Origin of the sequence: Nocardioides pelophilus (genome assembly GCF_014180685.1) — a bacterium.
Classification (GTDB): Bacteria; Actinomycetota; Actinomycetes; order Propionibacteriales; family Nocardioidaceae; genus Nocardioides; species Nocardioides pelophilus.
Genome location: NZ_JACEHF010000066.1, coordinates 1 through 10,795 on the forward strand (window position 1 = coordinate 1; position 10,795 = coordinate 10,795).

General features: G+C 73.2%; 13 protein-coding genes. 3 read left to right on the forward strand and 10 right to left on the reverse strand.

Features of this window, described 5'->3' with window-relative positions; translation table 11 throughout:
- Positions 1-215 (reverse strand): hypothetical protein (locus H0488_RS12285; protein WP_220794513.1); only part of this gene is annotated, 215 nt, incomplete at its 3' end.
- Positions 216-376: 161 nt separating this feature from the next.
- Here H0488_RS12285 and H0488_RS12290 point away from each other — a divergent pair.
- Positions 377-892 carry a hypothetical protein gene (locus H0488_RS12290; protein WP_183099566.1) on the forward strand — a complete coding sequence of 172 codons (516 nt, stop codon included), beginning with the start codon at positions 377-379 and terminating at the stop codon, positions 890-892.
- Between the two features lies 1 nt (position 893).
- Here the strand turns inward: H0488_RS12290 and H0488_RS12295 are convergent, their stop codons facing one another.
- Together H0488_RS12295 and H0488_RS12300 are read right to left on the reverse strand one after the other, a co-directional pair.
- The gene (locus H0488_RS12295) at positions 894-2,174 is read right to left on the reverse strand and encodes a sensor histidine kinase (protein WP_183099567.1); all 1,281 of its coding nucleotides are present in this window, start codon (positions 2,172-2,174) and stop codon (positions 894-896) included.
- Positions 2,171-2,866 (reverse strand): response regulator transcription factor, encoded by a 696-nt coding sequence (locus tag H0488_RS12300; RefSeq protein ID WP_183099568.1) that lies wholly within the window; start codon positions 2,864-2,866, stop codon positions 2,171-2,173. Before H0488_RS12300 ends, H0488_RS12295 begins: the two co-directional genes overlap by 4 nt.
- A 56-nt stretch (positions 2,867-2,922) precedes the next feature.
- Here H0488_RS12300 and H0488_RS12305 point away from each other — a divergent pair, with 56 nt between their 5' ends.
- On the forward strand, positions 2,923-3,501 hold the full coding sequence (locus tag H0488_RS12305; protein ID WP_183099569.1) for a hypothetical protein: 579 nt from the start codon (positions 2,923-2,925) through the stop codon (positions 3,499-3,501).
- A gap of 19 nt (positions 3,502-3,520) precedes the next feature.
- On the opposite strand, the gene H0488_RS12310 is transcribed toward H0488_RS12305, so the two are convergent.
- On the reverse strand, positions 3,521-4,312 hold the full coding sequence (locus H0488_RS12310; protein ID WP_183099570.1) for an enoyl-CoA hydratase/isomerase family protein: 792 nt from the start codon (positions 4,310-4,312) through the stop codon (positions 3,521-3,523).
- Between the two features lie 41 nt (positions 4,313-4,353).
- Here H0488_RS12310 and H0488_RS12315 point away from each other — a divergent pair, with 41 nt between their 5' ends.
- Positions 4,354-4,965: a TetR/AcrR family transcriptional regulator gene (locus H0488_RS12315; RefSeq protein ID WP_183099571.1), complete on the forward strand. Its 612-nt coding sequence runs from the start codon at positions 4,354-4,356 to the stop codon at positions 4,963-4,965.
- Positions 4,966-4,972: 7 nt separating this feature from the next.
- On the opposite strand, the gene paaE is transcribed toward H0488_RS12315, so the two are convergent.
- From paaE to H0488_RS23655, 6 genes are all read right to left on the reverse strand, one after another.
- Positions 4,973-6,049, reverse strand: a complete 1,077-nt coding sequence (gene paaE / locus H0488_RS12320) for a 1,2-phenylacetyl-CoA epoxidase subunit PaaE (RefSeq protein WP_183099572.1) — start codon at positions 6,047-6,049, stop codon at positions 4,973-4,975.
- On the reverse strand, positions 6,050-6,553 hold the full coding sequence (gene paaD, locus H0488_RS12325) for a 1,2-phenylacetyl-CoA epoxidase subunit PaaD (RefSeq protein ID WP_312856310.1): 504 nt from the start codon (positions 6,551-6,553) through the stop codon (positions 6,050-6,052).
- Complete coding sequence (gene paaC, locus H0488_RS12330; RefSeq protein WP_183099573.1) at positions 6,550-7,482, reverse strand: 1,2-phenylacetyl-CoA epoxidase subunit PaaC; 933 nt, start codon at positions 7,480-7,482, stop codon at positions 6,550-6,552. The genes paaD and paaC overlap by 4 nt, the downstream gene beginning before the upstream one ends.
- Before the next feature lie 48 nt (positions 7,483-7,530).
- Positions 7,531-7,818, reverse strand: a complete 288-nt coding sequence (paaB, locus tag H0488_RS12335; protein ID WP_183099574.1) for a 1,2-phenylacetyl-CoA epoxidase subunit PaaB — start codon at positions 7,816-7,818, stop codon at positions 7,531-7,533.
- A complete protein-coding gene (paaA, locus tag H0488_RS12340; RefSeq protein ID WP_183099575.1) occupies positions 7,815-8,750 on the reverse strand; it encodes a 1,2-phenylacetyl-CoA epoxidase subunit PaaA in 936 nt (311 codons plus the stop codon). The genes paaB and paaA overlap by 4 nt, the downstream gene beginning before the upstream one ends.
- Positions 8,751-8,859: 109 nt before the next feature.
- Positions 8,860-10,795 (reverse strand): response regulator transcription factor (locus tag H0488_RS23655; RefSeq protein ID WP_220794514.1); only part of this gene is annotated, 1,936 nt, incomplete at its 5' end.

Here is a 10,795-nt window from a genome sequence, read left to right on the forward strand (position 1 = left end):
GTCAGCACCCGCGTCGTCGGCGCGGTGGCCGGATAGACCTGCGCCGGCGGTGGCTGCTGCGGGCTGGCGGTGTCGGCGGCCTGCTGCTGCGCGGTCTCGGCCGCGGCCAGTCCGGTGGCCGCGCCGGTCGCGGCAGCGACCGCGCAGGTGGCCAGTCCGGTGACCGCAGCGACGGCGAACCGGTACCGGTCGCGTCGCTTGGCGTCGTACGTCATTTCGCTCCTCCTCGGGCGGGGACGATGCCGATGCTCGGCCCTGCGCCCGTAGGAGGGCCTCAGCGTTCCGTTAAGAGCGGGTCATGCCGGACGCCGTTCCTTGACGCGGCCTTGAGGGTCTCCGAAGGTGCGCCTATCGCTCACGCCGCCAGGCTGCTGGCATGAAGCTCACCACCCTGGTCGTCACGGCCGTCAGCGCGGCGGGGGCCGTCACCCCCGGCGTCGCCTCCTACCAAGCTGTCGCACCCGCGGACAGCGCCCCGGCGGCTACGGCCGCCGTTTCCTCCCCTGCGTCTCCCTACACCCGCCCGACGCCGCCGCCCGACGACGTCACGGTCCTCGCCGACTGCCCGAAGGGAACGACCCTGCGCGGCAAGTTCTGCATCCGTCGCGAGGAGCGCACCGTCATCGAGTACGTCGCCGCGCCCGCGCCGCCGCCCCTGCCGGTCGTCGCGCCGGCCCGTCCGCCCGGCCCCGGCTCCGAGCACGACGAGGTCGGCGACGACCACGGTGACGACGGGGACGACGACCGGGACGACCACGGTGACGACGACGGTGACGACCGGGACGACGACCGGGACGAGGACGAGGACCACGAGGACGAGGACCACGAGGACGAGGACCACGAGGACGAGGACCACGGCGATGAGGACGAGGACCACGAGGACGACGACTGAGTCAGGAGCCCGTGTGGTCCGCGACCGGGAGGCTCAGCCGGACCGTCGTCCCGGCGCCGAACCTGATCTCGATCGTGCCCCCGATCGCCGCGACCGTGCGCCGCGCGATCTGGAGGCCGAGACCCGTCGACCCCGGACGCTCGCCGGCGCCACCGTCGGGAGCGATCGCGGGACCGCTGTCGGCGACCTCGATCACGACCTGGCCGTCGGACATCGCCATCGTCACCCGGAGGGCGGCGTCGTCGGGCGTGTGGGCGAACACGTTGTCGACCAGGACGTCGAGCACGTCGGTCAGGTCGGCCGCATCGACCGCGACCGGCGCCGGCGTACCGGTCAACCGGACGTCCACCGGCCGCCCCTGGTCCTCGGCGAGCGCGGACCAGAACGCCATCCGGTCCGCGACGACCAGACGCGCGTCGCACCCCGCCCGGATCGTGTGCCGCACCGGCCGACGAGCGTCGCGCACGATGGCGTCCACCGTGCGCTGGAGGTTGGCGACGTGCCCCTGCAGCCGTCCGGCGACCTCGGGATCCGTGACCGCCTCGGCGTCGAGCCGCAGCGCGGTGACCGGCGTCCGCAGCCGGTGCGAGAGGTCGCCGACGGCCGCCCGCTCGGCGACGAGGAGCTCACTGATCCGGTCCGCGAGCTGGTTGAGCGCGACCGCGAGCTCGACCGTCTCCGGCGGCCCGCTCGGCTCGGCGCGCACGTCGAGCTCGCCGTCCCGCAGCCGCAGCGCGATGTCGGCGAGCCCGGTCACCGGCGTGGAGATCCGGCGGGCGAACCGGTCGGCGATCACGATGGCGGCCACGATGAGCAGCAGCCCGAGCAGACCGATCGCGAGCCAGGCCCGGGCGACGCCCGCGGTCAGCTGGTCGTCGCCGACCCACGCCCGCACGACGTAGGTGCCCTCCCCCGTCACCACCGGCGTCAGGACGGCCACTCCGTCGTCGTCGGACGCCGTGAACGCCTCCCCCTCCCGCGCTCGTACGACGTCGGGGTCGGTCGACAGGTCGGCCACCTGAGCGCCGAGCACCTGCCCGGCGGGTGTGACCACGCTCGTCTCGGCGAAGGTGCTCGCGGTCGCCGTCTGGACGACATCGGTCAGCCCCGGGTCACCGTGCAGCCCCGACACGACGAGCGCCACGTCGTCCGCGTCGTCGTGGGCGCTGCTGACCGCCCGCTCGTGGGCGAGCGTCTGGACCAGCAGGCACAGCGGGACGACGAAGCCGAGGATCACCGCTGATGTCGTGCCCGCGACCAGCCAACCGATCCGGCGCCTCATCCCGCGCGGCTCTCGGTCGGCGCCGTGAGCCGGACGCCCACCCCCCGAACCGTGTGCAGGTAGCGGGGCTCGGCCGCCGTCTCACCGAGCTTGCGCCGCAGCCAGGACAGGTGGACGTCGAGGGTGCGGTCGGCTCCGCCGTACGGCTGCTGCCAGACCTCCGACAGCAGCTCCCGCTTGGTGACCACCTCGCCGGCCCGCGACGCGAGCGCGAGCAGGAGGTCGAACTCCCGGCGGGCCAGCTCGATCTCCTCACCCGCCAGGGTCGCCCGGCGCGCGCGGGGGTCGATCACCAGCTCGCCGATCTCGATCCGGTCACCCGCGGCCTCGCTCGCGGACCGGCGGAGCACGGCCCGGATCCGGGCGGCGACCTGCTCGATGCCGAACGGCTTGACGACGTAGTCGTCCGCGCCCTCGTCGAGGGTGGCGACGATGGACTGGTCGTCGTCGCGCGCCGTCACCACGATCACCGGCACGTCGGAGACCGCGCGGATCATCGCGAGCAGCTTGCGCCCGTCGACGTCGGGCAGGCCCAGGTCGAGCACGACCACGTCGGGTCGCTCCTTGACGACGTGCTCGAGGGCCGGCAGCCCGGAGGGGTACGACGTCACGGCGTAGCCGCGCTCGGTCAGCCCTCTGATCAGGCCTCGGCGAATGGCTGGGTCGTCCTCGACCACGACGACGCTCGCCATACTCCGAAGGTACGGGAACGCCCCCAGTCGCGCTGGAAGTCGGGAGAATAGTGGCGATGAAGAAGCCCTGGTGGATCGTCCTGCCCCTGGCCTGGGCGGGTGTCGTCGTGCTCGTCGCCGCGCTCGCGTGGTGGGTCATCGACGGTGCCGGCGGGAGCATCCTCGCCGAGCCGGCGCACGACGCGGTCAGCCCGGCGCCGACCTCTGCTCCGGCGACGACCGAGACCAGCGCGCCGCGGCCGAGCCGGACACCGAGCCGGACACCGAGACCGACCCCCGACCCGACCACCGGCAGCACCGGGGCCGACCCGACGACCCAGCCGCCCGCCTCGTCCGCCCCGCCGACCACCGAGCCCCCGCCCACGACCACGCAGCAGCCCGATCAGGTCGAGCGGACCAGCACCTGGCAGGGCGAGGCAGGTCTGCTCCGCGTGTCGTGCACCGGACCGACCCTGCGCCTCGACGGCGCCAGCCCGCACGACGGCTTCGTCGTCGACAAGGCCGAGCGGGAGGGCGGCCGGGAGATCGAGGTGAAGTTCCGCTCGACCGACGGCGAGCGGGAGGTCGAGATCCACGTGGTGTGCGTGAACGGCGTGCCCGACTTCACCGTGGAGGAGTCCGGCAGCGACGACTGACCACAGGCCGGACGCGTGGCTACCGGCCGGTGAACGTGGGCCGCTCGCGGTCGAGGAACGCGGTGACGGCGCCCCGGTGGTCCTGGGTGCGGCCGCACCTCGCCTGGCCGACGGCCTCCTCGATGAGGGTCTCGGCCAGGGGCCGGTCGAGCCCGTGCGCGAGGAGTCGCTTGGACTCGGCGTACGCCGCCGTCGGGCCGGCGGCGAGCCGGGTCGCGGTCTTCTTCGCGGTCGCGAGCACGTCCTCGGCCGGCACGACCTCACCGGTGATGCCCCACGGTCCCGCCTCCTCGGGCGTGAAGTTGCGGCCGAGCAGCACCAGCTCCCGGGCGCGCGCCTCCCCGACGGCCCGCGGCAGGGTGCTCGCCAGGCCGGAGTCGCAGGTGAGGCCGATCGCCGAGAACGCGGTGCCGAGGGTCGCACCCGCGGCGAGCACGCGCAGGTCGCAGGCCAGCGCGAAGCCGAGCCCGGCGCCGACGCAGGTGCCGTTGACGGCCGCGACCACCGGCTTCGGCATGGTCGCGAGCGCGGTGACGATCGGCGAGTAGTGGGTCGCGACGGTGTCGAACGCGGTCGCCGGGTCCGCCTCCAGCGCCGCGGCGTGCTCGGCGAGGTCCTGCCCGACGCAGAAGGCGGACCCGGAGCCGGTGAGCACGACCGCACGGACGTCGGCGTCCGCAGCGACGTCGTGCAGCGCCGCCACCAGCGCCTCCTTGAGTTCGCGGGTCAGGGCGTTGCGGCGGTCCGGCCGGTTGAGGACGACCGTGGCCACGGCCTCGAGCCGCTCGACGATCACGGGTGCGTCGGTCATGGTTGCCTCCGGAGTAGGGCGTGGCGTGGGAATGTGTGCGGGTGGACGAGCAGGGAAGCACCGAGGACCGGCCGCGGCGGGGACGGCCGGGCTACGACCAGGCCACGGTGCTGCGGCGGGCGATCGAGCTCTTCAACCAGCGGGGGTACGACGGCACCAGCGTCGGTGACCTGGCCGGCGAGCTCGGGCTCTCCAAGTCCGCGATCTACCACCACGTGCCGAGCAAGGAGCACCTGCTCCAGCAGGCCCTCGACGAGGCCCTCGACTCGCTGAACACCGCGTTGGACCGGATCGAGGCCGACCCCGACCTGACCGCGATCGAACGGCTGCGCGCCGCGGTCCGCACCAGCGTCGTCGTGCTCGTCGAGCACCTGCCGGCCGTGACCCTGCTGCTGCGCGTGCACGGCAACAGTGCCGCCGAGCAGGACGCTCTGGCGCGGCGGCGCGGGCTCGACGCCCGGCTGGCCGCGATGGTGCAGGCGGCAGTGACGGAGGGCCACCTGCGCGGCGACATCCCGCCCGACCTGCTGAGCCGGCTGCTGTTCGGGATGGTCAACTCCCTCGTCGAGTGGGTGCGGCCCGGCCACGACGAGAGCGCCGACCACCTCGCGGACGCGGTGACCGCGCTCGCGTTCGAGGGTCTGCAGCGGTGAGCGGACGTCAGGCATCGAAGTCGACGGTCACCCGGTCGCTGACCGGCAGGCTCTGGCAGGTGAGCACGAACCCGCGCTCGACCTCGTCGGGCTCGAGCGCGTAGTTGCGCACCATCTCGACCTCCCCTTCGACGACCCGGGCGCGGCAGGTGCCGCAGACGCCACCCTTGCACGCGAACGGCAGGTCGCTGCGCACCTCCTGGACGGCGTCGAGGATCCGCCGGTCGCGCGGCACCAGCGTCGTCGTACGACGGCCCTCGAGCGCCACGGTGACCTCGCTGGTGACGCCTTCGACGACCCGGTCGGCGTGGTGGACCGGCGGCGGGGGCTCGTCGACGTAGAACAGCTCCACGTGGACCCGGTCGGCAGGTACGCCGAGCTCGGCCAGCACCGCACGGGCGTCGGTCAGCATCGCGAACGGGCCGCACAGCCAGACGTGGTCGACGTCGAGCAGGACGACCGTCGTCAGCAACCGCCGCAGCCGGTCGGCGTCGAGCCGGCCGCTGAACAGCTCGACGTCGCGCGGCTCGCGGGACAGCACGTGGATCAGCTCGAATCGCGCCGGGTGCACGTCCTTCAGGTCGGCGAGCTCCTCGGCGAACATCACCGACGAGGTGGTCCGGTTGCCGTAGAGCAGGGTCACCCGGCTCGCCGGGTTGGCCAGCACCGACGTGGCGATCGAGAGCATCGGCGTGATGCCGGAGCCGGCGGCGATGCAGAGGTGCCGCCCGCCCTCCGCGGGGTCGACACGGAAGCTGCCCGTCGGCGCCGCGACCTCCACCACGTCGCCCGGCTGGACGCCGTGCACGAGCCACTGCGAGAAGAGGCCGTCGGGAACCTCGCGCACGCCGATCCGGAGCGGGGCGCCGGCCGGCGCGCAGATCGAGTAGTGGCGGCGGTGCTCGACGCCGTCGATGGTGCGGCGCAGCAGCAGCGCCTGGCCGGGCGCGAAGGCAAAGACCTCCGCCAGGTCCGGCGGCACGTCGAAGGTCACCGCCGCCGAGTCGTCGGTCAGCCGCTCGACCCCGGCGACCGGGAGCGGGTGGAAGACGGTGCGGGTCGGCGTGGCCGCGGCGGTGGACACTCAGATCTCCTTGACGTGCTCGAACGGCTCACCGCACGCGCGGCAGCGGTAGAGCGCCGTGCACGCGGTCGGGCCGAACTCCGAGGTCGGCTCGACGTCGGTGTCGTGGCACTGCGGGCAGGCGATGTCGCGGCGGACCGGCCGGAGGGTCAGTGGCGTCGGTCCGGCCGGCCGCGCCGGGCCCGGCGCAGAGATACCGGCTGCCGTGAGCGCGGCACGCCCGCGCTCGGTGATCCAGTCGGTGGTCCAGGCCGGGTACAGCGCGATCCGCACCCGTACGTCGTCGTACCCCTCGGCACGCAGGCGGCGGACCAGGTCGTCGCGCATCGCGGCGGTCGCCGGGCAGCCGGAGTAGGTCGGGGTGATCGTCACGAGCAGGCCGCCGTCGTCGGCCGTCTCGACCGCGCGCAGCACCCCGAGGTCGGCCAGGGTCAGCATCGGCAGCTCGGGGTCGACGACCGTGGCCGCGACCTCCTGGGCACGAGCGATGTCGAGCGTCCTCACCACCGCCCCCTCGGGTGCGCCCGGGCGACCACCTGCATCTCGGCCAGCAGCCGGCTCAGCGCCTCGGTGTGCAGGCCGTCGCGGCCGGTGCGACCACGCACCCCGGCGAGCGGGGGCAGGTCCGGTCGCTCGACGTCCGCGGCCGTCAGCACCTCGTCGAGCACCCGATCCACCTCGGCAGTGAGGTCGAACGGGTCGACGCCGACGCCCGCCGCTGCGAGCTCGCGTTCGACCGGATGGGTGGCGAGCAGCTCCGGCCACAGCGGCCACAGCCCCTCGAGCGCGACCAGCAGCCGCCGTCGCGACTCGTCGGTGCCGCGGGCCAGGGTGACGAACCACCGGGCGGCGAAGTCGCGGTGGTAGGCGACCTCCTTCAGGCCCTTGGCCGCGACGGCAGCGAGCACGGGGTCGCGGCTGCCGGTGAGCCGCTCGAGCAGCGCGAGCCGCCAGGTCGACATCAGCAGCACCCGCGTCATCGTCTCGGCGAAGTCGCCGTTCGGCACCTCGGCCATCCGCACGTTGCGGAACTCCGCGTCCTCGCGGAAGAAGGCGAGGGCGTCCTCGGCGGGCACCGGCGAGCCCTCGGGGAGCGCAGGTACGACGCCGGGGTCGGCCGCCGCCGCCCGGTTCAGCAGCAGGCGGGCCTGGCCGATCAGGTCGAGCGCGATGTTGGCGAGCGCGATGTCCTCCTCGAGGTCGGGCGCGTGACTGCACCACTCCGAGAGGCGGTGGGACAGCACCAGCGCGTCGTCGCCCAACATCAGGCAGTACGCCGCCAGCAGGCCGGCGTCGACGCCGTCGGGGACCGTCAGGTCCATCCCCTCGAGCGGGTCGTCATGGGCGGCTTCGCCGAACGCCCAGTGCGCGTCGTCGACGAGGAGGCCGGCGTAGGCGGAGTCGTGGTCGGGATCCAGGTCGTGGTCGGTCATGGTCGGTCTCCGGTGGTTGAGGTGCGAGCGGAGCGAGCCTCGAGACCACTACATGTGCGGCACATCGTCAGGGATCTCGTAGAAGGTCGGGTGCCGGTAGACCTTGTCGCCGCTCGGCGCGAACATCGGGTCCTTCTCGTCGGGACTCGACGCCGTGATCGCGTCGGAGCGGACCACCCAGATGCTCACGCCCTCGCTGCGCCGGGTGTAGACGTCGCGTGCGTGCCGGAGCGCCATCGCGTCGTCGGGCGCGTGCAGCGACCCGACGTGCACGTGGTTGAGGCCGCGCTTGCTGCGCACGAAGACTTCGTAGAGGGGCCACTCGCTGCTCGTCATCGATCGGCCTCCTGGTCTCGTGACACTCGCTGCGCGAGCCCGTCGACCTCCGATTGCGCGAAGGCCATGGCCGCCTCGCGGACCCAGGCCCCGTCGTCGTACGCGCGCTTGCGGTGGGCGATCCGCTGCGCGCTGCACGGTCCGCCGCCCTTCACGACCGTCCAGAACTCGTCCCAGTCGAGGTCGTTGTCGGGGAGCGTCACGCCGAGCGCCGCGGCCTGCGGCGCAGTCATCTCGATGAACCGCTCGCGGAGCTCGTCGTTGGTGTGTCGTTTGATGCCCCACGCCATCGACTGCTCGGTGTTGCTCGACTGGGAGTCCGGCGGGCCGAACATCATCAGCGCGGGCTTCCAGAACCGGTCGACCGACTCCTGGACCATCGCGCGCTGCTCGTCGGTGCCGCGCATCATCGTCGCCAGCAGCTCGAAGCCCTGGCGCTGGTGGAAGGACTCCTCCTTGCAGATGCGGATCATCGACCGCCCGTAGGGACCGTAGGAGGTGCGGCACAGCGGCACCTGGTTGCAGATCGCGGCGCCGTCGACCAGCCAGCCGATGGTGCCGACGTCGGCGTAGGACAGCGCCGGGTAGTTGAAGATCGAGGAGTACTTCTGCGCTCCGGCGATCAGCTGGCGGGTCAGGTCCTCGCGGGAGACGCCGAGGGTCTCGCAGGCCGAGTAGAGGTACAGGCCGTGCCCGGCTTCGTCCTGCACCTTCGCGAGCAGGATCGCCTTGCGGCGCAGGGAGGGCGCGCGGGTGATCCAGTTGCCCTCGGGCTGCATGCCGATGATCTCGGAGTGGGCGTGCTGGGCGATCTGGCGCACCAGCGTCCTGCGATAGCCCTCAGGCATCCAGTCGCGCGGCTCGATCCGGTCGCCGGCGGCGATCGTCGCGTCGAACCCCGCCTGGAGGTCGGTGTCGACAGCCGACGTCACGAGGCCTCCTTCGATTTACTGACCTATTGGTCAGTAAACAGTGTGCCGCGGGTCACAGGCCGACGCAACACGGTGCCGCGAGCCAGGGCCGCGAGCCGACGACCGACGGTCAGAGCAGCCCGATCCGCCGGGCGACCGCGGCCGCCTCGGTCCGGTTGGCCGCGCCGAGCTTCGCGATGATCCTCGAGACGTGCACGCTCGCCGTCTTGGGCGACATGAAGAGCTCGGCGGCGATCTGCTCGTTCGTCCGGCCCTCGGCCAGTACGGCGAGCACCTCGAGCTCGCGCGCGGTCAGCGAACCCGGCTTGCCCGGCGTCTCGACCGAGCGGCTCGTCAACCGGTAGCGCTTCAGGAACTCCTCGACGTCGCCCGCCAGCGGCTCGGCACCGAGTTCCCGCGCCGTCGCCAGGGACTCCTCCGCGTGTCGCCGCGCCGAGTCCCGGTCGCCGGCGACCTCCGCCTCGGCGAGGCACAGACGGGCCACCGCGGCGTCGTACGGATGACCCACCTTCTCCCACCTCTCGACCGCGACCGCGAACAGCTCACGGCGGGGCTCGCCGCGGAACCGCGCCAGCTGGGCGGCGAGCTCGGCGTCCCACGCGGCGCCCAGGTCGCCGAACCGGTACAGCCGGCCGGCGGTGGCCTCGATCTCGGCGACGTGGGACTCGGCTGCTGCCCAGTCAGCCGGATCCGGTCGCCGGGTCGCGGCGTCCGCCTCGAACCGGAGCGCCCACAGCACCGACTTCCAGTCCACGGCACCGACCCCGGCCTCGGTCCACGACGGCTCCAGCAGCTTGCGCATCTCCCCGAGGTCGCCCGCGAACGCCGCGTGCCAGGCCACCGTCTCGGCGATCGACCGCGGGACGGCACCACCGGGAAACGGAGGTACGTCGATCGCCGCTCGCCAGTAGTCGACGTCGTCGAGCCGGCCGAGCCGGAGCAGCTGGATCTCGGCCAGTCGCAGGTCGGCTGTTCGCGGACCGTCGCTCCAGTACGGCTTGGCGGTGACGATCAGCTCCTCGGCCCGGGCCCACTGACCGGTGTTGATCCAGCCGAAGGCGGCGTTCTCCACGATGTGCTCGAAGTTCGCACCGACGGAGTGGGGGTCCGGCAGCCGGCTCATCGCGCGGGCGATGACGCCCTGGGCCTCGTCGTACCTGCCGAGGATGCTGAGCGACCAGACGAGGTTGCCCTCGGCTGCCCACAGGTCGAAGGTGCTCTCGACCCCGGTGGTCTCCAGCACCTGGGTGAGGTAGTCGACCGCGAGCTCCGGCTGACCCTGGGCCTCCGACCGCCACGCCTGGTGTGCGTAGGTCCTGAGCACCGCGCGCTCGTCGCCCGCCGCCCGCGCCAGCTCGCGGACCTCGGAGAGGAGCCGGTCCGCGTCCGCGCTCCCGAGGTCGTCGAGGTATGCCAGCTGGGCCAAGGCGTTGCGGGCGATCGCACCGGCATCGGGGAGGGCCGAACGCAGGACCGCCTCCCACCGACGACGACGCTCGGGAGTCATCTCCGCGATCGCCGGGAGGAAGTCCCCCTTGGCCCGGGCTCCCCTGATCCGTCGGAGCCGGATAGCGATCTGCTCGACCTCGTCCTCGGCCGCGGCCTCGGCGCGGTCGACGAGGTCCAGCGTCCGCCGGTCTCCGCCCAAGGTGATCGCCAGGCCCAGGATCGAGTCGATGACGTCGTAGTGGGTCACGCCGACCTTCTCGACCGCACGGCCCGCGACCGGCCAGAGCTCCAGGAGCCGGTCCCACAGCGCGAGCTCCTCGGGGCCACCCCCGGTCCGCCGGGCGGCGTCGGTCGCCGCCAGCGCTGCCAGCGCCGACCGCTCCGGGTCGCCCGCGTGGTGCCAGTGGTGGGCGACAGCGATCAGCGCCGGGTCGGGAGGCAGCACGCCCGGGTGAGCGGTGATCGCCGCGGCCCAGCGTCGATGCCAGGCACGTCGCGCAGCGGGCGGGATGGAGCGGTCGGCCGCGTCGCGGAGCAGCGCGTGCCGGAACAGGAGCCCCTCGTGGCCCGGCGTCTCCTCCATGGCGCCGGTCCGG